This is a genomic window from Nonomuraea sp. NPDC003804 (assembly GCF_040610675.1).
Classification (GTDB): Bacteria; Actinomycetota; Actinomycetes; order Streptosporangiales; family Streptosporangiaceae; genus Nonomuraea.
This window is the reverse complement of record NZ_JBEXMT010000021.1, coordinates 110,020-131,857: the sequence shown is the minus strand read 5'-3', so window position 1 is coordinate 131,857 and position 21,838 is coordinate 110,020. Positions and strand designations below refer to the sequence as shown.

Below are 21,838 nucleotides of genomic sequence, written 5' to 3'. Positions count from 1 at the left end.
CCGGTCCGGGGAACGAAGGCGTCCGCCGTCCGTAGGGTGACGGCGGACGCGGTTCGACTAGGATCGGTCAGCATGACCCAGCTTCCGCTGCGGGCCCAGCTCGCGAGTGCCCTGGGGCGCACCGCCGCCACCTTGTCGAGGGTCACCGGGCGTGGTGACGGGTCCGTGATCGGCGGGCGCGTCGGCCTGGTCCTCGAGCCCGACCTGCTCAGACAGCTGGCCAGGGACCGCAAGCTCGTGCTCGTCAGCGCGACCAACGGCAAGACGACCACCACCCGTCTCATCACCTCGGCGCTGACCGAGCTGGGCGAGGTGGCCACCAACGCGTTCGGCGCCAACATGCCGGCCGGCCACGTCTCGGCGCTGTCGGCCCACAAGTCGGCCCCGTACGGCGTGCTCGAGGTGGACGAGAAGTACCTCCCCGAGGTGCTCGAGACCACCGGGGCAGGCGTCGTGTGCCTGATGAACCTCAGCCGCGACCAGATGGACCGGGCGGCCGAGATCTGGCTGCTGGCCCAGAAGTGGCGCAGGGCGCTGTCGGGCAAGCCCACCCACGTGATCGCCAACTGCGACGACCCGCTGGTCACCTGGGGCGCCTCCACGGCCGCCAAGGTCACCTGGGTCGCCGGCGGCCAGCGCTGGAAGGAGGACTCCTGGAGCTGCCCCGAGTGCGGCGGTCCGCTCGACAGGAAGGGCGCCGACTGGGCGTGCCGGGAGTGCACCTTCCACCGGCCCGAGCCCCACTGGGTGCTCGACGACGACGCGGTGATCGACCCGCGCGGCCACCGCTGGGTGCTCGACCTGCAGCTGCCCGGTCTCGCCAACCGTTCCAACGGCGCGATGGCGCTCGCGGTGGGCGAGGCGTTCGGGCTGCACGTGCAGTCGGCGCTGCCCAGGCTGCGCGAGGTCACCTCGGTCGCGGGCCGCTACACCACGGTCGAGCGTGACGGCAGGGCGGCGCGGCTGCTGCTGTCGAAGAACCCGGCGGGCTGGCTGGAGGCGTTCGACGTCTCCGACCCCTCGCTGCCGATCATCCTGTCGGTCAACGCGCAGGGCCCCGACGGACGCGACACCTCCTGGCTGTGGGACGTCGACTACCGCATCCTGCGCGGCCGTCCCGTCCACGTCACCGGCGAGCGCCGTCTCGACCTGGCGCTCCGGCTCGACGTCGCCGAGGTGCCGTTCCAGCTGTACGACAGCTTCGCCCAGGCGTTCGACGCGTTGCCGCCGGGGCGGCTCGACGTGATCGCCAACTACACCGCCTTCCAGCAGATCCGATCGGAGTTCGGCCGTGCCGTCTGACAGCGCCCTGCGCGTGGTCTGGATCTACCCCGACCTGCTCAGCACGTACGGTGACCAGGGCAACGTGCTCGTCCTCGAGCAGCGGGCCCGCAAGAGGAGCATGACGGTCGAGACGATCCACGTCCGCTCGTCCGACCCGGTCCCCGAGAGCGGCGACATCTACCTCATCGGCGGCGGCGAGGACCGGCCGCAGATCCTCGCGGCCCAGCGGCTGCGCAAGGACGGCGGCCTGCACCGGGCGATCGCCCGCGGCGCGGCCATGCTGGCGGTCTGCGCCGGCTACCAGATCATGGGCAGCACGTTCGGCGGCGAGGAGGGGCAGCCGGTCGACGGCATCGGGCTGCTCGACATCGCCAGCACGCGCGGTCCCGCACGGGCGGTGGGCGAGCTGGTGGCCGAGGTCGACACCTCGCTCAACCTGCCGACGCTGACCGGGTTCGAGAACCACATGGGCGTCACCCGTCTCGGCCCCGGCGTCAAGCCGCTGTCGCGGACGCTGGCCGGCATCGGCAACGGCGACGGGTTCGAGGGCTGCTTCGCCGGGCACGTCGTCGGCACCTACCTGCACGGGCCGGCGCTGGCCCGTAACCCGGCGCTGGCCGACCTGCTGCTCGGCTGGGCGACGGGCGGCTCGCTGGCGCCGATCGACGACACCTGGTACGACCGGCTGCGCAAGGAGCGGCTCGACGCGGTCATGTCGCGCTGACGGTGCGCGGGGGCGCCGGCGGTCAGTAGACGAGGGCCTGCGCGTCCTCGGCCACGGCCTCCTCGACGAACGTGGGCGCTCCCGCGATCCGCACGCCGTCGATGAGATCGTCGACGGTGATGTCGCGCCTGGCCGCGCACTGGGTGCAGACCGTGACGCGGCCCGCCGCGAGCACGGCGTCGAGCAGGTCCTCCAGCGGGGCGGCGTGCGGCAGGCCGAACTCCTTGGCCCTGCCGGGAAGGGCGAACCAGGACGCCTCGCCCGTCAGCCACAGCGAGACGGGGACACCGCTCGCCAACGCGGCGGCCGCGACCGTGAAGGCCTGGTTGCATCGCTCGGGGGCGTCGGCTCCCGCGGTGACCTTGATGACCAGTGATCGTGCCATGAGGGTCAGCCTAGACCGAAGCGCCCCGGACGTCCGCACCCGGTACGCCGGCGCAGGCGGGACACCCCGTGGACGGCCTAGGCTTGCGAGACATGGAAGAACCTGAAGTGCATCCCGACCTCGAGCCCATCGCCTGGCTGCTCGGCAGGTGGGAGGGCGCGGGAGTCGGCGGCTACCCGACGATCGAGAGCTTCAACTTCGGCCAGGAGATCGAGTTCGGCCACAACGGCAAGCCGTTCCTGACCTACGTCAGCCGTACGTGGCTGCTGGACGAGTCGGGCGGGAAGGTGCGCCCGCTGGCCACCGAGACCGGCTACTGGCGCCAGCAGCCCGACCGCCAGCTGGAGGTGCTGCTCTCCCACCCGACGGGCATCGTCGAGATCTACGTCGGCGAGGTCGTGTTCCACAAGATCGAGCTGCGCACCGACGTGGTCGCCCGCACCGCGACCGCGAAGGAGTACACCGCGGGGCACCGCCTCTACGGTCTGGTCAACGGCAACCTCATGTGGGCCTACGACATGGCAGCCGAGGGGGTCGCGCTGACCTCTCACATGTCGGCCGAGCTGAAGAAGGTGGCATGAGCGGCCCTTTCACCCCTGACGTCGTCGAGGCGATCAAGCGGCACATGAACGACGACCACGCCGCCGACGGCCTGCTGATCGTGCGGGCGCTCGGCGGGCGTCCGGCGGCGACGACGGCGACGACCAGTGACGTGGACGCCGAGGCGATCGAGTTCACGATCGACGGCGGCGAGCGGGTGCGGGTGCCGTGGGGTGAGACGCTGACCGAGCGCCCCCAGGTACGGCTCGCGGTGGTCAGGCTCTACAACGAGGCGTGCGCCAGGCTGGGCGTCCAGCCGCGCGGCGAGCACTGACGCGTTCGCGGAGGACGACGGCTCGCGGGCCCGGACATGGGAAAGGGCCCCGAGCCTTCTCCGCCTGCGGTCAGGCGGGCCGGATGGACCACAGGCAGGGCCGCACCCTGCCGTCCGGCTGCTCGGAGCCCCGGTGGCTGTCTCGGATTCGCCTTCGCGTCGCGAGACCTCCAGACCTGGTCCGGATGGTTCCGCGTCGCTAGCGGACAGCCACCTCGCTAGCCCAACTATGAATCACCATTGTTTGGACCACCTCCTTTCCGCGTGCCTTCAAGTTATGCGGCGGCTTCGGTAACGGGCAAGCGATTATCCGGCGGCCGTAGACTCGGGACATGACCGAGACCGCATGGCACGAGGAGCTCCGGGCCAAGGGTTACCGCGTGACTCCGCAACGTCAGCTGGTCCTCGAGGCGGTCAAGGCGCTCGAGCACGGCACGCCCGAGGAGATCTGCGCGAAGGTCCGGCAGACGGCTCGCGGGGTCAACATCTCCACCGTCTACCGCACCCTCGAACTGCTCGAAGAGCTCGGCATGGTCACCCACACCCATCTCAACCACGGCGCCCCGACCTACCACCTGGCCACCGAGGCCGACCACTTCCACCTGGTGTGCAGGGTCTGCGGCGAGGTCAGCGAGGTCCGCCTGGAGCTGACCGACGGCCTGGTCAAGGGGCTCGACCACGAGATGGGGTTCGAGACCGACATCCGGCACCTGACCGTCTTCGGCCGGTGCCGCGCCTGCCGGGTAGCCTGACGGCATGCGTAGCCCTCTGCTGGATCTCCCCGGCGCCGTCGCGGCCGAGGCCCCCGACGCCGACGTGGCCGCCCACTACGGTGACCTGTTCGCCGAGCAGCGCGCGCTGCTGAAGGGCGAGGCGGTCGTCGACCGCAGCAACCGTGAGATCGTGCGGATCGCCGGTGCCGACCGGCTGAAATGGCTCAACGACCTCACCTCGCAGAAGCTCGACACCCTGCAGCCGGGCGTGTGGACCCAGACGCTGCTCCTGGACCTTCAGGGAAGGGTGGAGCAGCACCTGACGCTCGTCGACGACGGCGCGGCCGTGCTCGCCCACGTGGAGCCCGGCGCGTCGGCCGCGTTGATCGACTATCTCGACCGCATGCGGTTCATGCTCAGGGTCGAGGTGTCGCTCGCCGACGAGCTGGCCGTCCTGTCGACCGCCGACGAGGACGTCCTCGTGCCGCGCGCCGAGCTCGGCGACCATCTGGGCAGGCCGCTGGCCGGGCTGTGGGCCTACGAGGCGCTGCGCATCGAGCGGCACCGGCCGCGGCTCGGGCTCGACACCGACCACAAGACGATCCCGCACGAGGTGGGCTGGATCGGCGCGGCCGTCCACCTGACCAAGGGCTGCTACCGCGGGCAGGAGACGGTCGCCCGCGTCCACAACCTGGGGCACCCGCCGCGCCGCCTGGTGTTCCTGCACCTCGACGGCAGCGTCGACACCCTGCCGCCGCACGGCGCGCCGGTGGTGCTCGACGGGCAGGACGTGGGCTTCGTCGGGTCCTCGGCCCGCCATCACGAGCTGGGGCCGATCGCGCTGGCCCTGGTCAAGCGGACGGCGCCGGTCGACGCGCCGCTGCTGGCCGGCGGCGTCGCGGCCGGCCAGGAGGTCGTCGTGCCGCCGGACGCGGGCCGCAACGTGTCGATCGACCCGGCGCTCCGCCGCCGCATCCGCTGACCGCCCGTCCTGTCCGGTACGGCGCGCCGTGCCCGGCCCTCCCGGTCCGGCACGGGCGGGCCGCACGCGCGCACGGTGTCACAGCTGGACGCACTTCCCGGCCGGGCAGGTGAGCGAGCGGGGCGTGCCGTTCAGCATCACCGTGGTGCCCTCGGGGACCGCGAGCGTGTAGACGGCGCCGCACCCCGGCGTCTCGCAGACGAAGACGGCCCGCAACCACCGGCCGTTCCACGACTCCTCCTGGTGGCGGGAGCCCACGCTCCACGTGGACTCCCGCCTGATCGCCAGCTCCCCGTGCCTGCCCTGGACGACCTTGACGTCGACCTCGCCCGACGCGTCGAGGACCACCTCCGGCGTGGTGAGCTCGTAGACGTTCTCGGTGACCTCCCTGGTGCGGGTGGAGATCAGGGAGGTCTCGGCCGACGCGTCGGGCGCGGGGATGCTGAGGCCGAACGCCGTTCCGACGCCGACGATCGAGCCGAGGGCGAACAGACCGCCGACGACCAGCCACACCGTGCGCGTGGACGAGCCTTCGTCCGACTTCGATGACCACGGCTTCCGCATGGGCGAGCCCCCTTCAGACCTTGAGGAAGCGCAGGACGGCCAGGACCCGCCGGTGGTCCTTGTCGTCGGCGCCGGACAGGCCGAGCTTGGCGAAGATGTTGTTGATGTGCTTGCCGACCGCGCCCTCCGAGACCACCAGCGCCTCGGCGATGCCGGTGTTGGAGCGGCCCTCCGCGATGAGCGCGAGCACCTCGCGCTCCCTGCGGGTGAGCTGGTCGAGCGGGTCGCTGCGGCCGCGCAGCAGAAGCTGGGCGACCACCTCGGGGTCGAGCGCGGTGCCGCCCGCCTCGACCCTGCGCAGCGCGGCGACGAACTCGGTGACGTCGGCGACCCGGTCCTTGAGCAGGTAGCCGACCCCGGTCGTCTCGGTCGACAGCAGCTGGCTGGCGTAGCGCTCCTCGACGTACTGCGACAGCACGACGATCGGCTGCCCCGGCCGCTGGCGGCGCAGCACGAGGGCCGCGCGCAGCCCCTCGTCCCTGTGCGAGGGCGGCATCCGCACGTCGGTGATCACCAGGTCGGGTGCGTGCTGCTCGACCGCGCGCAGCAACTCCTCGGCGTCGGCCACCGCGGCCACGACCTGCATACCCGCCGAGCCGAGCACCCAGGTCAGGCCCTCCCTCAGCAGCACCGAGTCCTCGGCCAGCACTACTCGCATGGAAGCTCCACTTCGATCGTCGTCGGTCCGCCCGCCGGGCTGTCGATGCGCAGCCGTCCGTCCACCGAGCCGACCCGCTGCGCCAGGCCGCGCAGGCCGGTGCCGCGCTCGGGCGCGGCCCCGCCCTTCCCGTCATCCTGGACGGTCACCCGCAACCGATCGCCCCTGCGGACGACCGCGATCGCGGCGTTGGCCGCCTCGGCGTGCTTGGCGATGTTGGTGAGCGCCTCCGACACGACGAAGAACGCCACCGCCTCGATCGTGGGGGAGGCACGGTCCGCGACGTCGACGCTGAGCCGTACGGGGAGGGGAGCGCGGGCGGCCAGGCCGGACAGGGCCGCGTCGAGGCCCTCGTCGGTCAGGACGGCGGGGTGCAGGCCGCGGACGAGGTCGCGCAGCTCCTTGAGCGCCTGCTTGGCCTCCTCGTGGGCCTGGGCGATCACCTGGCGGGCCGGTTCGGGCAGGTCGGTGAGGGTGGCGCGGGCCATGCCGAGGTTCATGGCGAGCCAGACGAGGCGCTGCTGGGTGCCGTCGTGCAGGTCGCGCTCGATGCGGCGGCGCTCGGCGTCGGCCGCGTCGATCACCTCGGCGCGGCTCTCCCGCAGGGTCTCCACCCGCTGTGCCAGCTCGTCGCTGATGCTCGGGCCGAGCAGCGCCTTGCCCGCGATGACGTCGACCCAGGCGAACGCCCTGGCCACGAGAGGGCCGGCGACGAACAGGCCGACGGCGATCACCGCGAACAGCACGCCGAGCCACCAGTAGGCCGCCAGGGCGAAGGTGCGGGCCGACAGGATGGCCAGGGTGATGGTGCCGCCCCAGGCGATGAGCAGGGCGGTCGCGCCCAGGCCGTTGAGCAGCGGGCAGAGCAGGTGGTAGGCGATCTGCCGCCACGTGCTGAGCGCCTTGGCCTGGCCGACCAGCCAGGTGAGCGGGTTGCGGGGCGGCCACGCCCGCGGCACCGGCGCGATCGTGACGTCCAGGTAGGCGGAGAAGCGGGACCGCTGCAGGGCGGTGAGGTACGGCAGCGCCCAGAACAGCACGCCGACGGCGATCACCGGCACGACCACGGTCCAGACCAGCAGCACCGACGCGAAGACCAGGGCGATGATCACGCCTGCCGTGAGGGCTCCGGCCAGCAGGCCCATCGCCACGTGCAGGGTGCGCAGCCAGGTCGCCGCTCCCCATAAGGAGCGGATCCGTTGCCAGATGGTCATGCGATCAACGGTAGGGGGAGGGGCGCCTTCCGGACATGGGCGAGCCATCCGGGAAAAAGGTGAGGCTGGCTCTACCTGCTCACAGGTCGATGACCAGCGTGATCGGGCCGTCGTTGAGGAGGGAGACCTTCATGTCGGCGCCGAAGCTGCCGGTCTCCACGTGCGCGCCGAGCGCCCTCAGCTCGTCGACGACCGCCTGGACCAGCGGCTCGGCGACCGGTCCCGGCGCGGCGGCCTGCCAGGTGGGGCGGCGGCCCTTGCGCGTGTCGCCGTACAGGGTGAACTGGCTGATGACCAGCAGCGGGGCGCCGACGTCCGAGCAGGACTTCTCGCCGTCGAGGATGCGCAGGCCCCACAGCTTGGCGGCCAGCTTGCGCGCTTCGGCGAGGGTGTCGGTGTGGGTCGCGCCGACCAGGACCATCAGGCCGGGCTCGTCGATCGCGCCGACCGTCCGGCCCTCGACGACGACGGAGGCGTGGCTGACCCGCTGGACGACTGCTCGCATGACACCCCATTGTGGCCCACCGCTGTGGCGTCCAGGAGCGCGGCCCTCCGCTCGCCCGGCGGGGCCGCGGCTACACTCGTCGCGAAAGGGAGGGGAAATGTCGCTTGTTGTGGAGGTTGTCCGGTCTGGGTTCGTGGAGTCCACGCACCAGGTCCGGATGCTGGCGGTGGCCGCCGACGGGACCCCGGTCCGTGTCCATGGCGCCGTCGACGCGCTGGCCTCGCCGCGCTCCTCGATGAAGCCGCTCCAGGCGCTCGGCATGCTGCGCCGCGGCCTCGACCTGGACGGCGAGCTGCTCGCGCTGGCCTGTGCCTCCCATGCGGGCGAGCCGTTCCACGTCGACGGGGTCAGGAAGATCCTCGCCGGCGCGGGGCTCGACGAGAGCGCCCTTCTCTGCCCCGAGGACCACCCCGAGGACAGGAGCGTGACAGGCAAGGCGCGCGTCTACATGAACTGCTCGGGCAAGCACGCCGCCATGCTCGCCACCTGCGCCGTCAACGGCTGGCCGGTGGAGACCTACCTGGAGCCCGCGCATCCGCTGCAGCGGGCCGTCAGGGAGACGGTCGAGGAGCTGACGGGCGAGCGCGTGGCCGCGACCGGCGTGGACGGCTGCGGCGCGCCGCTGTTCTTCGTCTCGATGGTGGGCGTGGCCAGGGCGTTCAGGGCCTTCCCGCTGGGCGGTCCCGGCTCGCCGGAACGGCGCGTCTACGAGGCCGTGATCGCCCATCCCGAGTGGACCTCGGGCACCACCCGGCCGGAGGTGGCGCTGATGCGGGCCGTACCGGGGCTGATGGTCAAGGCGGGCGCCGAGGGTTTCGACGCCTTCGCCTTCGCCGACGGCCGCGCGGGCACCGTCAAGGTCGAGGACGGGACGTCGCGGGCGCGGGTGCCGGTCACCGTGGCCGCGCTGCGCGCCCTCGGTCTCGAGGCGCCCGAGCTCGACGCGCTGGCGGTCCCGCCGCTGCTGGGCGGCGGGCGTCCCGTCGGAGAGGTACGGCTGCGCGCCTGAGCGGCCGCCGCTGCCGAGGTCAGGCCTGCCGGAGGAGTTCCGCCACCTCGTGCTGCCCCTTCTTCTCGGCGTGCCGCAACGCGGTCACGCCGTCGCGGTCGGCCAGCTCGGGGTCGGCGCCCGCGGCCAGCAGCAGCCTGACGATCTCCTGGTACGGCGGCCCGCCGTCGCCCAGGATGACGGCCTCCAGCAGTCCGGTCCACCCGAGGTCGTTGACGTGGTTGACGTCGATGCCCGTCTTGAGCACCTCGCGCACGTAGTCGACGTGCCCCCGCTCGCACGCGGGGATGAGCGAGACGCCGCCGTAGCGGTTCCTGACCGTCAGGTCGGGCTTGGCGGGCAGCAGCGCCCGCATCATGGCCACGCTGCCCGTCACGCCGGTGACCAGCCACGGGGTGTCGTGCTGGGCGTCGAGGGCGTTCGGGTCGGCGCCCGCGGCGACCAGGATCTCGGCGACCTCCACGTGGTCGGCGGCGCTGGCCAGCAGCAGGGCGGTGCGCCGCTGGCTGTCGCGCGCCTCCAGGTCGGCCCCCTCGGTGACGGCCTCTCTGACGGCGGCGGCGTCACCCGTGGCGGCGGCGGTGAGCAGTTGTCCGTTGAGCACATTTGATCCTTTCATGCCAGGACGCGAGGATTGTGGTCGGGATTCCGCGCCGCACGCCGCGAGCCCGAGGGCAGCCGCCGCGGCCAGCACCGCTCGCCGGCTCAACCACACCACTGGGTCCATACCACCACCATGCCTCCCGGAAAAGGGCGGCTCATCCCGCGAACGGTCGGCACCGGGGGAAGAAAACGGTGGAGCCGTACGTCAACCGAAAGGCTGATGTGACGACAGGAGGAGCGGTGGAACGCGTCTGGCTGAACAGGGCCATGCACGTCGGGTTCTTCCTTCTGCTGGCCGCCTCGGCCTCCAGGCTGCTGGTCAGGCACGGGCTCAACGGCGAGAGCATCACGAACGTGAGCCTGGCCGCCGTCCTCGGCGCCGTCTACGCCGCCGGCATGGTGTTCTGGCGGCCGCTCGGCCAGCGCGGCCGGCTGGTCTGGCTCGCCGCCGTGCTCCTGCTCTGGCTGGTGCTGGTCGAGATGGCGCCGTCGTTCTCGTGGTGCGCGATCCCGCTGTTCTTCATGTGCCTGCGGCTGCTGTCGCCGCCGCTGGCGATCGTGGCCGCCACCGTGCTGACGGCCGCGGTGATCGTCTCCCAGATCTACCTGGCCGACCGGTTCGATCCGAGCCAGGTGCTCGCACCCGTCGCGGTGGCCGCGATGACCGTGGTCATCTTCTGGGAACTGCGGCGCGCGGGCGTCCTGGAGGAGAGGGAACGGCTCAGCCGCGAGATCCACGACACGATCGCCCAGGGCCTGACCAGCCAGCGCATGCTGCTGCAGGCCGCCGACCGGGCGTGGACGGCCGACCCCGACCGTGCCCGCGGGTACCTGCGCCAGGCCATGGCCCTGGCGGGCGACAACCTGGAGGAGGCGCGGCGCCTCGTCAGAGACCTCGGTCCCGCCGAGCTGGCCGGGCGGTCGCTGCCCGACGCGCTGAAGGCGATCAGCGACGACTTCCGCCAGGAGGGGGCCGAATATCCCCTCGACCCCAAGACGCAGGCCGTCCTGCTCAGAGTGGCGCAGGGAGCGCTGGCCAACGCGCGCGAGCACGCCCACGCGAGCAGGGTGGTCGTCACGCTGTCCTACCTGGAGGGCGAGGTGACACTCGACGTGTTCGACGACGGCGTGGGCTTCGACCAGGCCGTCTCAGGGCCGGGGCGCGGGTACGGCCTGCGCGCCATGCGCGACCGGCTGGCGGAGGTGGGCGGCACCCTGGTCGTCGAGAGCGTGCCGGGCGAGGGCACGGCCGTGGCTGCGAGGATTCCGCTGTGAAGCTCTTCCTGGTGGACGACCACCCCGTGGTGCGGGCGGGAATCGCGGCCCTGGTCGGCGGCGAGCCCGACATGGAGATCGTCGGCGAGGCCGGCACGTCGCAGGAGGCGGTCAGGGGGATCGCCCTCAGGCAGCCCGACGTCGTGCTGATGGACCTGCAACTCGGCGAAGGAGCCGACGGCGTGGAGACCACCCGGCTGGTCCGCGCGCTCCCCAACGCCCCGCAGGTGCTCGTGCTGACCACCTACGAGACCGAGGCGGACATCGTCAGGGCCATCGACGCCGGGGCGACCGGCTACGTGCTCAAGGCCTGCCCGCCCGACGAGCTGTTCCAGGCCATCAAGGCGGCGGCCAGGGGCGAGACCGTCCTGTCGCCGAAGGTGGCGACGCGGATGATGCGCCGCATGCGCGACCCCGGGCCCGCCCTCACCGCCAGGGAGATCGAGATCCTCGGGCTGCTGGCCAAGGGGGCGGGCAACAAGGAGATCGCCAAGGCGCTGTTCATCACCGAGGCGACCGTCAAGACCCACCTGGTCCACGTGTACGGCAAGCTCGGCGTCGACACCCGAACGGCGGCCGTCACGGCGGCGGTCGAGCGCGGCCTGATCCGGCTGTGAACCACCCCGCGCGGCCTCCCGCGAACTCCTACGAGGCCTGGGGGACCCGCACCTCCTCCGGCCCCTTGTCCTCGCGCAGGCCGCGCCACGAGGGGTGCCGCACCCGCCCGTCCGGCGTCCACTCCGCGTAACGGACCTCCCCGACCAGCGCCGCCTCCACCCAGTGCGCGCCCCGGGCGTGCTCGGGCGGCACCCCGGCCACCGGCGGGTCAGGCCGCTCCAGCGGACGCAGCCGCGCCTCCAGATCCGCCAGCATGCGGTCGGTGAACCCGGTGCCCACGTGCCCGGCGAAGACCAGCCGCCCCTCGGCGTCGTGCACGCCGAGCAGCAGGGATCCGATGGTCCCCGCCCGGCGGCCCTCACCCGGCTTCCAGCCGCAGATGACGACCTCCAGCGTGGCGAAGTTCTTCACCTTGGTCCAGTCGGCCGAGCGCTGCCCCGGCCGGTAGGGCGAACCGAGCCGCTTGGCCACCACGCCTTCGAGTCCGAGTGACTTGCTGGCCGCCACCGCGTCCTGGCCGGCGCCGTGGAACCACACGGGCACCTGCCAGCGCGCACCCGGCGTGACCGTCTCCTCCAGCACCTCCCGGCGCTGCGTGTACGGCAGGCCGACCACGCTGACCGCGTTGATGTGCAGCAGGTCGAACAGCATGAACGTCACGGGCACCGACCTGACCAGCTCCGCGATCTTCGCCGGGTGGCGCTGGTGCATCCGCGGCTGCAAGGCGGCGAACGAAGGGCGGCCCGCGGCGTCGAAGGCGACGATCTCCCCGTCGAGGACCAGGTCGTGGCCGCCCACCGCGCCGCCCAGCATGCGCAGTTCGGGGTAGGCCACGGTGACGTCCTTGCCGTTGCGCGAGACCAGCCTGACCGCCCTGTCCTCGACGTAGGCCACCGCCCTGACCCCGTCCCACTTCATCTCGTAGCCCCAGTCGCCGGCGACCGGCAGCGATCCGGCCTTGGCGAGCATCGGCTGGTAGGGAGGGAGTGTCATCGGGACACCTCCGGCGTGGGCGGTCGTGCCGTACCGACGATGAAACCCCGTCCGGGCCCGCGCGTACAGGCCTGCCGCGCGGCGCCGTGAATCGCCCTCACACCCCGAACCATCGCATTCCCCCTGGTCAGGGCGTACCCATTCAGAGCGTCTGTGCCAACCGCTACGATCGGCCGCCATGACGGGTATCAAGGTCGCCTTGGCCGCTTTCCTGCTCGGCGCGCTCTCCATGACGGCGCCGTCAGGGGCGATCACCGACGAGGTGACGATCGAGCTCGGCAAGGGCGGCGTGCTCCACGTGAGCGAGAAGATCAGCGGCGCGGGCGGCGAGGTCAAGCGGACCTTCCTGAGCCGCACCCGCTACGACGACTCCTTCGACCGGCTCTACCGGATCTCCAACGTCAAGGGCGGCACGCTCGCGGGCGACGTGCTGACCATGAAGGGCGACGGCACCGTCTCCTACGACGTGACCGGCGCCGTCACCCAGGCCGGCGGTGACGAGGAGCTGCGCTGGTTCGCGGTCGGCGGCTGGAACGTCCCGGTGGAGAAGGCCACGGTCAAGGTCACCGGCCCGGCCTCGATCCAGAACCTGTCGTGCTTCGCCGGCGACCTGACCTCGGCGATCGGCTGCACGTCCGCCTCCATGGACCACACCGGGGCGCGCGCCGACTTCGAGCAGCAGCGGCTCAACGCCGGCCAGGCGCTGACCGTCGTCGTCGGCTTCCCCCGGGGCTCCAGCGGCGGCGAGCCGATCCTGGCGCGGCGCTGGACGCTGGCCTCGGCGTTCACGCTCGACCTGGTCACCGGGGGCGCCCTGGCCGGGCTGCTGGTGCTGCTGCTGGGCGGGGTGGGCCTGCTGTGGTGGACCCGCGGCCGCGACGCCCGCGTCGTCGGCCACGAAGGGGGCGCGGTCGCCGCCGTCCAGGACGGCCACTTCACCCCGCCCGACGGCGTACGGCCGGGCCAGATCGGCACGCTGATCGACGAGCAGGCCGACGTGATCGACGTGACGGCCACCATCGTCGACCTGGCGGTCCGCGGCTACCTGCGCATCGACGAGCAGCCCCGCCAGACCTACGACGCGCCCGACTGGCTGCTGGTCAGGCTGCCGAACGCGCCCGTCGGCTCGCTCATGCCGTACGAGAAGGCGCTGTACGACGCGATCTTCGACGGGCGTGACGTGGTGCTGCTGTCGCAGCTGTCCGGCTCCTTCCACGCCCACCTCGGCGAGGTGCGCGACGCCCTCTACGCCGACGTCGTACGGCAGGGCTGGTTCGCGCGCCGTCCCGACGCCGTCCGCACCCGCTGGACCACGATCGGCCTCGTGCTCTGCTTCCTGGGCGTGGCCGCGACCGTGGCGCTGGCCTGGTTCACCACCTACGGCCTGCTGGGGCTGGCGGTCATCATCGCGGGGGCGGCCCTGGCGGTGGGCGGGCAGTCGATGCCGGCCAAGACCGCCAAGGGGTCGGCCGCGCTGGCCCACACGCTGGGGTTCCGGCAGTACCTGCTGGCGGGCGACCTCGGCGCCGTGCCCGAGCAGCACCGGGTCGAGCTGTTCTCCCGCTACCTGCCGTACGCGGTGATCTTCGACGGGGTCGAGCACTGGTCGCGGGTGGTCGCCTCGGTCACGGGCGACGGGCAGGAGGCCGACAACCTCTACTGGTACCACGGGCCGGCGGAGTGGGACCTGTCGAAGTTCGCGGGCTCGATGCGGACCTTCACCACCACGACGTCGGGCGCGATCTCCTCGACCCGCCAGTTCCGCTCCCTCTGACGGCCCGGGCCGCGGCTCGACGGGACGGCCGTCATGATCGAGAATGGCCGGCATGGACGTTGACGACCCGATCGCCGTCGCCGTCGTCGCGGCGATCCACGCCGGTGAGGCCGCCGAGCTGGAGCGCCTGCTGACCGCCCATGAAGGGCTCGCCCGCGAGTGGCTGGAAGGGCGCGACGGAACCAGGCGTTCGCTGCTGCACGTGGCCACCGACTGGCCCGGCAACCGCCCCGGCGTCCGGCGCACGATCGAGCTGCTCGTCGCGCACGGGGCCGACGTCGGCGCGCGCTTCGTCGGCCCGCACACCGAGACGCCGCTGCACTGGGCGGCCAGCAACGACGACGTCGAGGCCCTCGACGCGCTGCTCGACGCGGGCGCCGACATCGAGGCCACGGGCGCGGTCATCGCGGACGGCACGCCGATCACCGACGCGGTGGCCTTCGGGCAGTGGAAGGCCGCGCGGCGCCTGGTCGAACGCGGCGCGTCCGTGGCGGCCCACGAGGCGGCGGCGCTCGGGCTGCTCGACCGGATGGTCGAGCCGTACGATCTCGACCTGGCCTTCTGGTTCGCCGCCCACGGAGGGCAGCGCGACATCGCCGAGTATCTCCTCCACCGCGGCGCCGACCCGGCCTGGTTGCCCGACTGGGAGCCGCTGGACGCGGCGGGGGCGGCCAGGCGCAACGGGTTCGGCGAGCTGGCCGACCGGCTCAGTCGGAGATCGTGATCCGCAGGCGGCGGAAGCCCCTGCCCTTGCTCTCTATCTTCGCCACCTTGATCCGGCCGATCTGCTTGGTGGAGGCGACGTGGGTGCCGCCGTCGGCCTGGGTGTCGAGGCCGACGATGTCGACGATGCGGACGTCCTGCACGTGCTCGGGCACCAGGTTGGTGGCCGTGCGGATGATGTCGGGGATCGCGAACGCCTGCGCGCGCGGCAGCACCCGCACGTCGATGCGCCGGTCGGCGCCGATCTCGGTGTTGCAGGCGGCCTCGACCGCCTCCTTGAAGCCCGGTGGCACCTCGGGCAGGTTGAAGTCCATCCGGGCGGAGAACTCCTCCATGTTGCCGCCGGTGACCAGCGCGCCGTAGTCGCGGAAGACCACCCCGCACAGCACGTGGAGCCCGGAGTGGGTGCGCATGAGCGCCGAGCGCCGCTCGTCCGCCACGGCCCCGGCGACGACCGTGCCGACGGGTGGGACGGGATCGCCCTCTGCCGGGATCAGGTAGAGATCGTCGCCTTTGCGTACCCCGGCGATCCGGGTTTCCACCCCCTGCCAGAGAAGAACTCCCTGATCGGCCGGCTGGCCGCCGCCGCCCGGATAGAATGCCGACTTGCTCAAGACGATCCCCTCTGGCGACGAGTCCAGGACGACCGCCTCGAACGAGCGCAGGTTCTGGTCGGAGAGTTCGAGCCGTTGCGTGCGCCCGTGGAGATCGAAGGTCATGTCGGCAGCCTAGAACCCCTGAGGTGGTCATGCGCGGCCTGCTGCGTCGTCGTCTGCTCGCATCGGCCGCCACAGTAATCGGGATATGTCCCGCTATTGCGGGGTGCAATGGTGCTGCGGCTTCGCAGCCACCCGCGCGCGTGCCCGTCGTGCAGGACACGACACCCGTGATGATGGTCGTCGGCGACAGCTTCACCGTCGGATCCGGGCCCGTGCACCCGTGGGAGACCTACGCCACCGAGGCGGCGCGGCGGCTGGGCTGGCAGCCGGTGGTCGCGGGCGCCGGCGGCACCGGCTTCGTCAATCCTGGCCGGGTGGGCCGCAGCTTCGCGCAGTCGTTCACGGCGGAGCTGGCCTGGCGGCCCGCCCCCGACGTGCTGATCATCTCGGGCGGCCACAACGACCACCGATGGGCCGCCTCCTCGGTAAGGCGGGCCGCCGCCAGGCTCGTGGGGTCCGTCAAGGCCGTCTGGCCCAGCACCAGGATCGTCATGATCGGCCCCATCTGGATCGACCGCGCCCCGCGCAAGGCCTACCTGGTCCGCGACGCCCTCGCCGACGTGGCGGGCCGCGAACAGGTGACCTTCCTCGACCCGCTCCGGCAGCGCTGGATCTCCGGCGACCGGGCCGACGTGCTGCTGCCCGACGGCGTGCACCCCACGCTCGAAGGGCACGACAGGCTGGCGCAGTGGCTGGTCAACGCCCTGCGGGCCACTCCCGTGCCCTCGTGACGTGCCGCTGGTAGAGCTCGCGCGACTCCCGCAGGAAGCGGGCGATCGTCTCCAGTTGCTCGTCGGTGTACCGGGACAGGATCGTCTCGCCCTCGACGGCGAAAGGGCCGTAGAGCTCCTCTGCCATGGCCGCGACCTTCTCGGTGGGCCGGACGACCACCCTGCGGCGGTCGCCGGGATCGGGGGAGCGGGTCAGGTAGCCGAGCTTCTCCAGCCGGTCGAGCATGGCGGTGACGCTGCCGGTCGTCAGCCCGAGCTCGGGACCGAGGATGCCGGGGGTGATCTCGCCGTGCCGCAGCAGGATCTCCAGGCAGCGGATGTCGGTCCTGTTGACGCCCAGGGCGCGGGCGGCGGCCGCGTCGAAGTCGTCGACGGCGGACTGGAAGGCCTGCATCTCGGCACCGATCAGTTCTCTGGACATGCGACCTTCGTGGAAGCGGTGGACCGGGAGCCGGGCGCCCGCCGCTCTACCAGGGACCGTAGGGGCCGTTGCTGCCGCCCTTGCCCATGCCCTGGACGGCGGGCTTGACGTCGGCGAGGTAGACGCCGGCGGCGATCACCGAGGCGATCGCGAAGATGTTGAGCCTGGCCAGCCCGCTGGCGCCGAAGTAGCCCCAGGCCGTGGCGAAGGAGAACAGCGTGCCGAGGCCGAGGATCAGCAGCCACCACTTCTTCTGGAGCTTGCCCGCCGCGATGAAGGCGTTGGTCGGGGTGCGGAGCGCGTGGACGAGCGCCCACACCGACATGCCGAACGCGATGATCGCGAGAATCGCGAAGATGAGGTCAAGGCCAAAGGTGATCATGTCCACTCCGCCCAGTGCCGCGATGTCGCCAACCACCCTAGTCCATTCACCCTGAAACCTGTTTCCAGTACGGCAAGCCGCCCAAGGCGCCCGGACGTCCGGGAGGGCTGACCGGCCCAGGGAACGCGAGGACCCCCGCCCGGGGACGGGCGGGGGTCCTGAACACGCGGGGTCAGGCCTTCGGGGCGGCCTTGGGGGCGCGGGTGGTCTTCTTGACCGGCGTGGCGACCGGCGGCTCGGCGGCCTCGGAGACCTCCTCGAGCTCCAGCGCGGCCTCGCCGCTCACCTTGCTGACGACCTTGCGGCCGCGCGTGGCGAACTCCTCGTACACCTCGGTGGCCCTGGCGCTCAGCTGGTCGGCGTAGTCGCGGGCCTTCTCGGGGAACTCGCGGGCGAAATCCTCGGCCTTGAGCCGGGCCTCGCGCGCCCGCTCCGGCAGGTCCTTGGTGAAGTCGGAGCGGCGCGACTCCAGCTTCTGCAGCCGCTCGGGCAGCTCGCGGAGCTTCTCGACGGCGTAGTCGCCGGCACCGGCGACCGCGTAGAACGGCTTGGAGTCGGTGAGCTTCTTGACCTCGGTGGCGAGCGTCATGGGTTAACCTTCCTTGGTTTCCTGGGTGACGGTGCCGTTGTTCGAGGAGCTGGATGAATCCGCCGCGTATGGAGCGAGCGCGGCGAGGAATTCCTCTGGCAGCGGCTGCTCGTCGTCCGTCGCGGAATCGTGCTGGGGGCGAGCATTCTGGGAGGTCTGCTCGTCCCCGGCGCGGTTCTCCTTGCGGAACGACTCGTAGATGTCGATCAGCACCTGGCGTTGCCGCTCGGTGATGAGGTTGTCGGCCCTGATCGCGGTGATCACGTCGCTCGGGGGCTCGCGGTCCTCGATCAGCCCTGCCTGCACGTAGAGCGCCTGCGACGAGATGTGCAGCCCCTTGGCGATCTGGTTCAGGATCTCGGCGCTCGGCTTGCGCAGGCCCCGCTCGATCTGGCTGAGGTAGGGGTTGGAGACCCCTGCCGCCGCCGCGAGCTGGCGCAGCGAGATCTTCGCCTGCTGCCGTTGCTCGCGAATGTACTCACCGATCGAGCCGACGTTGGGTAGTGCCATACCGTCAGTCTGCCCCGATGTGCTTGCAATTGCAAACGGATCGGCTAACACCTGCAAGCACGGAACGGCGAGGTCAGAAGGGCAACGCCCACAGGAAGGGGGCAGAGGTGGCCAACGTCACACTCAGGGCGATCAGTCCGAAACGCCCGGAGCGAGGCAGGTCGGGAGTCGGCTTGATCAGCCGGTCGACCCTGGCCATCACCTGGGAGTGGGCGGCGCCGAGCATGCCGTGGGGCGCCGGGACGGCGCCAGCCGTACCGAAACGGAGCAGGGCGGTGGCCAGGCGGCGCGGCGAGCAGTAGCGGCGGGCCCGGTCGTCGGCGGCCATCTCGACCAGCAGCTCCACCTGGGCCTGCGCGTCGCGCACGACCTTCGAGAACGGCAGCGCCCTGCGCAGCGCCCCGAACGGCAGCAGCACCAGGTCATGGCGCTCGCGGACGTGGGCCGACTCGTGGGCGAGCACCGCGGTCAGCTCGTCCTCCGACAGCAGTTCGAGCGTGCCCGAGCTGACCACGACGTGCGAGCGCAGGCCCGGCACGCAGTAGGCGGCGGCGCCGGGATGGTCGAGGATGCGCACCCCCGGGATGTGCGGCTCCTCGCGGGCGATCAGCGCGAGCAGCGTGCGGTGGCGGCGCCTGGCGCGCAGCGTCTGCACGCCGGCGGCGAGCAGCACGGCGACCAGGACGGCCAGCATGGTCAGCCCCGCGACCATGGCGAGCGCGTGGAACGGGTCCCACGGCACGCCGGGCCGCTCACCGGCGGCGAAGGCGAGCAGCCCCTGGACCACACCCCTGTCGTACGGCATGACGGCGAAGGCGAGCAGCGCCCCGGTGCTGGCCAGACCCCAGGCGACGCCGAGCGACTGCCACAGGGCGATGGCGAGGCGGGGAGCGCGGGAGGTCCAGCGGGCGGCGGTGAAGCGCCAGGCGCCGATCGCGCACGCCGCGGCGAGCGCTGCCAACGCCGCCGCCGTGATCACTCTTCCTCCAGCTCCGTGAGGGCCTTGCGCAGGATCTCCGCCTCGGACCCCGAGACGGCCTGGGCGAACCTGGTGAGGGCGGCCGAGCGGTCGCCCGTCATGTCCAACGCCTCCAGCATAAGCTCGGCGACGTAGCTGTCACGGGTTTCGGCTGGTTCGTATCTCCATGCCCGGCCGTCGCGCGTCCGCTCGAGGAACCCCTTGCGGGTGAGCCGGTCGAGCACGGTCATGACGGTGGTGGGGGCCAGGTCGCGGTCCTCTATGAGCCTGCCCACCTCGCGGGCGGTCAGCGGGGCGTTCTGCGCCCAGAGGATGTCCATGATGCTGCGTTCGAGCTCGCCAAGACCCTTCACACTCACCAGCGTAGTACTACACGCTGTCGAGCTGGGATCCGGCCCGAGGATGAGAGGGACGTCACGCGTTCTCCGGCAGGAACGTCACCATGAAGATCTCGTCGCGCTCGTCGCCGTCGGCCACCCTGATCGCGCGTGGCACCCGGCCGACCTCGCGGTAGCCGTGCCTGGCGTAGAAGTGCTCGAGGCCGAGCCCGCCCCTGGCGGTCAGCCGGAGCGACTCCAGGCCCAGCCGCGTGCCCGCCTCGGCCACGGCGCGCATGAGCTCGCCGCCGTAGCCCTTGCCCTGGTGCTTGGGATGCACCATCACCCGCATCACGGTGCGCCAGTGCGTCATCAGCGAGTGGCCCGTGGAGACCAGGACCGCCCAGCAGGCCACCCGCCCGTCGTCGTCGAAGCCGGCCACCAGCGTGTCGGGGCCGCCCTCCGCGCACGCGGCGAACGTCGTGGTGGCGGTGGGCCTGATGTCGTCGGCCGTCACCGGCGGCACCCAGCCGACCGCGCCGCCCGCGTTGGTGACGTCGACCCAGCACTCGAGAAGGTCGTCGAACAACTCGGGCGAAATTTCCGGAGAAATCACGAAACGCGGCATGAGGGGAAGGTTATCGGCCGACCGGATTCACCGCCGACCACGGGATCGACAGTTCACCCAGTCGCCACCGCGCCGTTCCGCCCAGCGGCGGTGTGCGACAGACCGGCCAGCCGTCCGCGAGGAGCTCGACCGCCTTCAGCCACCGCTGACGCAGCCCGTTCGCCCCGTACGGCGCGGCGATCGCCCACGCCCTGTCGAAGTCGCGGAGGAACGCGTGAACGGGCTGGCCGGGAACGTTGCGGTGGATGAGGGTCTTCGGCAGCCGGTCGGCCAGGTCCGAGGGGGTGGCGAAGGCGTTGAACCGGGCCGACAGCGTCAGCGTCCGCGGCCCCTCCCCCGACAGGCACACCCACACCGCGCGGTGCCCGACCTCCGAGCACGTCCCCTCCACGAGGATCCCGCCCGGTGCCAGCCGCGACGTCAGGACGTCCCAGTAGCGCCAGGCCTCCGCCTCGCCGTACTGCCTGAGCACGTTGAAGGCCCTGATCACCGTGGGCGGGCGGGGGACAGGGAGCTCGAAGCCACCCAGCGCGAAGGACAGCCCTTCGCGCTCGTAGGGCTTGGCCGGCGCCACGCGGGCGGGCTCTATCTCGAGGCCGATGACCTCCACCGTGGGGGAGACCCGCCGCAGGCGGGTGAACAGCTCGAGCGTCGTGGTGTGCGACGCGCCGTACCCCAGGTCGACGACCAGGGGGCGGTCGGCGCCGCGCAGCAGGCGGCCGTGGACGGCGGCCAGCCACCTGTCGGCGCGACGGAGCCGGTTGACGCCCGTCGTCCCCCTGGTGACGTTGCCGATCGGTCTCACCGAACCGCCACCACGCGCGCGCCTCCCGGTCCCCGGGACACGCCTCTCACCGGTCGAGGACCCGGTGGACCTTGTGCTGGGCGGCCTGGGCGCGGGGGCGGATCACCATCCTGTCGACGTTGAAGTGCGGGGGCCTGGTGACGCTCCAGGCGATGGCGTCGGCCACGTCGTCGGCGGTCAGCGGGTTGGCGACGCCTTCGTAGACCTTCGCGGCCGCCTGGGCGTCGCCGCGGAAGCGGGTCACCGCGAAGCCCTCGCTGCGCACCATGCCCGGCGCGATCTCCACCACCCTGACCGGCTGGGCGACGAGCTCCAGCCGCAGCGTCTCCACCATGGCGGTCTGGGCGTGCTTGGCCGCGGCGTACCCGCCGCCGCCCTCGTAGGAGACCAGACCGGCGGTCGAGGTCAGCATCACCAGCACGCCGTCGCCGGAGTCGATCAGCTTCGGCAGCAGCGCCTTCGTCACGCGCAGCGACCCGAGCACGTTGGTGTCGTACATCCGCTGCCAGTCCTCGACCAGGCCCTCGGCCACCGTCTCCATGCCGAGCGCGCCGCCCGCGTTGTTGACCAGCACGTCGCACCGCTCCAGCGCCGCCGCGAGCGCGTCGACCGATTCCTGGGAGGTGACGTCGAGGGTCACGGGCGTGATGCCGCCGACCTCCGCGGCCAGCTTGTCGAGCCGGTCCCGGCGCCGGGCGCCGGCCACGACCTCGTACCCCTCGGCGGCCAGCCGCCGCGCGGTCGCCTCCCCGATGCCGCTGCTCGCACCGGTCACCACTGCCGTCTTCGTCATGGGCTCATCCTGCCAGCACGGCGAAAGCCGGACGCGCGGCGGGAATGTCGGAAGGTTTCCGCCCGT

At 72.0% G+C, this 21,838-nt stretch carries 29 protein-coding genes; 12 read left to right on the top strand and 17 right to left on the bottom strand.

Annotated elements, in window-relative coordinates:
* Positions 1-72 precede the first annotated feature (72 nt).
* Together ABZX22_RS27510 and ABZX22_RS27505 are read left to right on the top strand one after the other, a co-directional pair.
* Entirely contained in the window at positions 73-1,302 is a 1,230-nt protein-coding gene (locus ABZX22_RS27510; RefSeq protein ID WP_354914092.1) for a MurT ligase domain-containing protein, read from the top strand.
* Positions 1,292-2,008: a glutamine amidotransferase gene (locus ABZX22_RS27505; protein ID WP_354914091.1), complete on the top strand. Its 717-nt coding sequence runs from the start codon at positions 1,292-1,294 to the stop codon at positions 2,006-2,008. The genes ABZX22_RS27510 and ABZX22_RS27505 overlap by 11 nt, the downstream gene beginning before the upstream one ends.
* 22 nt (positions 2,009-2,030) lie before the next feature.
* Here the strand turns inward: ABZX22_RS27505 and ABZX22_RS27500 are convergent, their stop codons facing one another.
* Positions 2,031-2,393, bottom strand: coding sequence for a DsrE family protein (locus tag ABZX22_RS27500; protein ID WP_354914089.1), 363 nt, complete (start codon positions 2,391-2,393; stop codon positions 2,031-2,033).
* 92 nt (positions 2,394-2,485) lie between these two features.
* Between ABZX22_RS27500 and ABZX22_RS27495 the strand changes: the two genes are divergently transcribed.
* The 4 genes from ABZX22_RS27495 to ABZX22_RS27480 all read left to right on the top strand — a co-directional run bounded on the left by ABZX22_RS27495 (position 2,486) and on the right by ABZX22_RS27480 (position 4,962).
* Positions 2,486-2,974 carry an FABP family protein gene (locus ABZX22_RS27495; protein WP_354914087.1) on the top strand — a complete coding sequence of 163 codons (489 nt, stop codon included), beginning with the start codon at positions 2,486-2,488 and terminating at the stop codon, positions 2,972-2,974.
* Positions 2,971-3,267 (top strand): DUF2470 domain-containing protein, encoded by a 297-nt coding sequence (locus ABZX22_RS27490; RefSeq protein WP_354914085.1) that lies wholly within the window; start codon positions 2,971-2,973, stop codon positions 3,265-3,267. Before ABZX22_RS27495 ends, ABZX22_RS27490 begins: the two co-directional genes overlap by 4 nt.
* A gap of 332 nt (positions 3,268-3,599) precedes the next feature.
* The gene (locus ABZX22_RS27485) at positions 3,600-4,019 is read left to right on the top strand and encodes a Fur family transcriptional regulator (RefSeq protein ID WP_354914083.1); all 420 of its coding nucleotides are present in this window, start codon (positions 3,600-3,602) and stop codon (positions 4,017-4,019) included.
* Positions 4,020-4,023: 4 nt separating this feature from the next.
* Positions 4,024-4,962: a glycine cleavage T C-terminal barrel domain-containing protein gene (locus ABZX22_RS27480; protein ID WP_354914081.1), complete on the top strand. Its 939-nt coding sequence runs from the start codon at positions 4,024-4,026 to the stop codon at positions 4,960-4,962.
* A 78-nt stretch (positions 4,963-5,040) separates the two neighbouring features.
* Here ABZX22_RS27480 and ABZX22_RS27475 read toward each other — a convergent pair whose 3' ends face one another.
* From ABZX22_RS27475 to dtd, 4 genes are all read right to left on the bottom strand, one after another.
* Positions 5,041-5,526, bottom strand: a complete 486-nt coding sequence (locus ABZX22_RS27475) for a hypothetical protein (RefSeq protein WP_354914079.1) — start codon at positions 5,524-5,526, stop codon at positions 5,041-5,043.
* Between the two features lie 13 nt (positions 5,527-5,539).
* Positions 5,540-6,184 (bottom strand): response regulator transcription factor, encoded by a 645-nt coding sequence (locus ABZX22_RS27470; RefSeq protein ID WP_354914077.1) that lies wholly within the window; start codon positions 6,182-6,184, stop codon positions 5,540-5,542.
* Positions 6,175-7,398, bottom strand: a complete 1,224-nt coding sequence (locus tag ABZX22_RS27465; protein ID WP_354914075.1) for a histidine kinase — start codon at positions 7,396-7,398, stop codon at positions 6,175-6,177. The genes ABZX22_RS27470 and ABZX22_RS27465 overlap by 10 nt, the downstream gene beginning before the upstream one ends.
* Before the next feature lie 79 nt (positions 7,399-7,477).
* Positions 7,478-7,903, bottom strand: coding sequence for a D-aminoacyl-tRNA deacylase (gene dtd / locus ABZX22_RS27460; protein WP_354914073.1), 426 nt, complete (start codon positions 7,901-7,903; stop codon positions 7,478-7,480).
* 97 nt (positions 7,904-8,000) lie between these two features.
* Between dtd and ABZX22_RS27455 the strand changes: the two genes are divergently transcribed.
* Entirely contained in the window at positions 8,001-8,912 is a 912-nt protein-coding gene (locus tag ABZX22_RS27455) for an asparaginase (protein WP_354914071.1), read from the top strand.
* A gap of 19 nt (positions 8,913-8,931) precedes the next feature.
* Here the strand turns inward: ABZX22_RS27455 and ABZX22_RS27450 are convergent, their stop codons facing one another.
* A complete protein-coding gene (locus ABZX22_RS27450) occupies positions 8,932-9,516 on the bottom strand; it encodes an ankyrin repeat domain-containing protein (RefSeq protein WP_354914069.1) in 585 nt (194 codons plus the stop codon).
* 239 nt (positions 9,517-9,755) lie between these two features.
* On the opposite strand from ABZX22_RS27450, the gene ABZX22_RS27445 reads away from it, so the two are divergent.
* Positions 9,756-10,790 carry a sensor histidine kinase gene (locus ABZX22_RS27445; RefSeq protein WP_354914067.1) on the top strand — a complete coding sequence of 345 codons (1,035 nt, stop codon included), beginning with the start codon at positions 9,756-9,758 and terminating at the stop codon, positions 10,788-10,790.
* Entirely contained in the window at positions 10,787-11,407 is a 621-nt protein-coding gene (locus ABZX22_RS27440; RefSeq protein WP_354914065.1) for a response regulator transcription factor, read from the top strand. Before ABZX22_RS27445 ends, ABZX22_RS27440 begins: the two co-directional genes overlap by 4 nt.
* 28 nt (positions 11,408-11,435) lie before the next feature.
* On the opposite strand, the gene ligD is transcribed toward ABZX22_RS27440, so the two are convergent.
* Positions 11,436-12,401: a non-homologous end-joining DNA ligase gene (ligD, locus tag ABZX22_RS27435; protein WP_354914063.1), complete on the bottom strand. Its 966-nt coding sequence runs from the start codon at positions 12,399-12,401 to the stop codon at positions 11,436-11,438.
* Between the two features lie 178 nt (positions 12,402-12,579).
* Here ligD and ABZX22_RS27430 point away from each other — a divergent pair, with 178 nt between their 5' ends.
* Both ABZX22_RS27430 and ABZX22_RS27425 read left to right on the top strand, forming a co-directional pair.
* Positions 12,580-14,175 (top strand): DUF2207 domain-containing protein, encoded by a 1,596-nt coding sequence (locus ABZX22_RS27430; RefSeq protein WP_354914062.1) that lies wholly within the window; start codon positions 12,580-12,582, stop codon positions 14,173-14,175.
* Between the two features lie 52 nt (positions 14,176-14,227).
* The gene (locus ABZX22_RS27425) at positions 14,228-14,899 is read left to right on the top strand and encodes an ankyrin repeat domain-containing protein (protein ID WP_354914060.1); all 672 of its coding nucleotides are present in this window, start codon (positions 14,228-14,230) and stop codon (positions 14,897-14,899) included.
* Here the strand turns inward: ABZX22_RS27425 and ABZX22_RS27420 are convergent.
* A complete protein-coding gene (locus ABZX22_RS27420) occupies positions 14,883-15,617 on the bottom strand; it encodes an alanyl-tRNA editing protein (protein ID WP_354914058.1) in 735 nt (244 codons plus the stop codon). The genes ABZX22_RS27425 and ABZX22_RS27420 overlap by 17 nt on opposite strands.
* A gap of 140 nt (positions 15,618-15,757) precedes the next feature.
* Between ABZX22_RS27420 and ABZX22_RS27415 the strand changes: the two genes are divergently transcribed.
* A complete protein-coding gene (locus ABZX22_RS27415; protein WP_354914056.1) occupies positions 15,758-16,348 on the top strand; it encodes an SGNH/GDSL hydrolase family protein in 591 nt (196 codons plus the stop codon).
* On the opposite strand, the gene ABZX22_RS27410 is transcribed toward ABZX22_RS27415, so the two are convergent.
* From ABZX22_RS27410 to ABZX22_RS27370, 9 genes are all read right to left on the bottom strand, one after another.
* Entirely contained in the window at positions 16,314-16,769 is a 456-nt protein-coding gene (locus ABZX22_RS27410; protein ID WP_354914054.1) for a MarR family transcriptional regulator, read from the bottom strand. The genes ABZX22_RS27415 and ABZX22_RS27410 overlap by 35 nt on opposite strands.
* Positions 16,770-16,815: 46 nt before the next feature.
* Positions 16,816-17,151: a DUF2516 family protein gene (locus ABZX22_RS27405; protein WP_354914053.1), complete on the bottom strand. Its 336-nt coding sequence runs from the start codon at positions 17,149-17,151 to the stop codon at positions 16,816-16,818.
* A 172-nt stretch (positions 17,152-17,323) separates the two neighbouring features.
* Positions 17,324-17,740: a hypothetical protein gene (locus ABZX22_RS27400; RefSeq protein ID WP_354914051.1), complete on the bottom strand. Its 417-nt coding sequence runs from the start codon at positions 17,738-17,740 to the stop codon at positions 17,324-17,326.
* Between the two features lie 3 nt (positions 17,741-17,743).
* Complete coding sequence (locus ABZX22_RS27395) at positions 17,744-18,250, bottom strand: helix-turn-helix transcriptional regulator (RefSeq protein WP_354914049.1); 507 nt, start codon at positions 18,248-18,250, stop codon at positions 17,744-17,746.
* Positions 18,251-18,323: 73 nt separating this feature from the next.
* Complete coding sequence (locus ABZX22_RS27390; protein WP_354914048.1) at positions 18,324-19,229, bottom strand: M56 family metallopeptidase; 906 nt, start codon at positions 19,227-19,229, stop codon at positions 18,324-18,326.
* Positions 19,226-19,582, bottom strand: a complete 357-nt coding sequence (locus ABZX22_RS27385; RefSeq protein WP_354914046.1) for a BlaI/MecI/CopY family transcriptional regulator — start codon at positions 19,580-19,582, stop codon at positions 19,226-19,228. The genes ABZX22_RS27390 and ABZX22_RS27385 overlap by 4 nt, the downstream gene beginning before the upstream one ends.
* Positions 19,583-19,643: 61 nt before the next feature.
* Positions 19,644-20,174 (bottom strand): GNAT family N-acetyltransferase, encoded by a 531-nt coding sequence (locus tag ABZX22_RS27380; protein WP_354914044.1) that lies wholly within the window; start codon positions 20,172-20,174, stop codon positions 19,644-19,646.
* 10 nt (positions 20,175-20,184) lie between these two features.
* Positions 20,185-20,979, bottom strand: a complete 795-nt coding sequence (locus ABZX22_RS27375; protein ID WP_354914042.1) for a class I SAM-dependent methyltransferase — start codon at positions 20,977-20,979, stop codon at positions 20,185-20,187.
* A gap of 46 nt (positions 20,980-21,025) precedes the next feature.
* Positions 21,026-21,772 (bottom strand): SDR family NAD(P)-dependent oxidoreductase, encoded by a 747-nt coding sequence (locus tag ABZX22_RS27370; protein WP_354914040.1) that lies wholly within the window; start codon positions 21,770-21,772, stop codon positions 21,026-21,028.
* Positions 21,773-21,838 lie beyond the last annotated feature (66 nt).

Bases quoted from the DNA above. Each gene is read 5' to 3' on its own strand.
- ABZX22_RS27380 (WP_354914044.1), bottom strand. From the start codon at position 20,174: ATGCCGCGTTTCGTGATTTCTCCGGAAATTTCGCCCGAGTTGTTCGAC.
- ABZX22_RS27500 (WP_354914089.1), bottom strand. From the start codon at position 2,393: ATGGCACGATCACTGGTCATCAAGGTCACCGCGGGAGCCGACGCCCCC.
- ABZX22_RS27455 (WP_354914071.1), top strand. From the start codon at position 8,001: ATGTCGCTTGTTGTGGAGGTTGTCCGGTCTGGGTTCGTGGAGTCCACG.
- dtd (WP_354914073.1), bottom strand. From the start codon at position 7,903: ATGCGAGCAGTCGTCCAGCGGGTCAGCCACGCCTCCGTCGTCGTCGAG.
- ABZX22_RS27470 (WP_354914077.1), bottom strand. From the start codon at position 6,184: ATGCGAGTAGTGCTGGCCGAGGACTCGGTGCTGCTGAGGGAGGGCCTG.
- ABZX22_RS27430 (WP_354914062.1), top strand. From the start codon at position 12,580: ATGACGGGTATCAAGGTCGCCTTGGCCGCTTTCCTGCTCGGCGCGCTC.
- ABZX22_RS27410 (WP_354914054.1), bottom strand. From the start codon at position 16,769: ATGTCCAGAGAACTGATCGGTGCCGAGATGCAGGCCTTCCAGTCCGCC.
- ABZX22_RS27405 (WP_354914053.1), bottom strand. From the start codon at position 17,151: ATGATCACCTTTGGCCTTGACCTCATCTTCGCGATTCTCGCGATCATC.
- ABZX22_RS27480 (WP_354914081.1), top strand. From the start codon at position 4,024: ATGCGTAGCCCTCTGCTGGATCTCCCCGGCGCCGTCGCGGCCGAGGCC.
- ABZX22_RS27490 (WP_354914085.1), top strand. From the start codon at position 2,971: ATGAGCGGCCCTTTCACCCCTGACGTCGTCGAGGCGATCAAGCGGCAC.
- ABZX22_RS27475 (WP_354914079.1), bottom strand. From the start codon at position 5,526: ATGCGGAAGCCGTGGTCATCGAAGTCGGACGAAGGCTCGTCCACGCGC.
- ligD (WP_354914063.1), bottom strand. From the start codon at position 12,401: ATGACACTCCCTCCCTACCAGCCGATGCTCGCCAAGGCCGGATCGCTG.
- ABZX22_RS27510 (WP_354914092.1), top strand. From the start codon at position 73: ATGACCCAGCTTCCGCTGCGGGCCCAGCTCGCGAGTGCCCTGGGGCGC.
- ABZX22_RS27495 (WP_354914087.1), top strand. From the start codon at position 2,486: ATGGAAGAACCTGAAGTGCATCCCGACCTCGAGCCCATCGCCTGGCTG.
- ABZX22_RS27420 (WP_354914058.1), bottom strand. From the start codon at position 15,617: ATGACCTTCGATCTCCACGGGCGCACGCAACGGCTCGAACTCTCCGAC.
- ABZX22_RS27395 (WP_354914049.1), bottom strand. From the start codon at position 18,250: ATGGCACTACCCAACGTCGGCTCGATCGGTGAGTACATTCGCGAGCAA.
- ABZX22_RS27465 (WP_354914075.1), bottom strand. From the start codon at position 7,398: ATGACCATCTGGCAACGGATCCGCTCCTTATGGGGAGCGGCGACCTGG.
- ABZX22_RS27485 (WP_354914083.1), top strand. From the start codon at position 3,600: ATGACCGAGACCGCATGGCACGAGGAGCTCCGGGCCAAGGGTTACCGC.
- ABZX22_RS27370 (WP_354914040.1), bottom strand. From the start codon at position 21,772: ATGACGAAGACGGCAGTGGTGACCGGTGCGAGCAGCGGCATCGGGGAG.
- ABZX22_RS27400 (WP_354914051.1), bottom strand. From the start codon at position 17,740: ATGACGCTCGCCACCGAGGTCAAGAAGCTCACCGACTCCAAGCCGTTC.
- ABZX22_RS27425 (WP_354914060.1), top strand. From the start codon at position 14,228: ATGGACGTTGACGACCCGATCGCCGTCGCCGTCGTCGCGGCGATCCAC.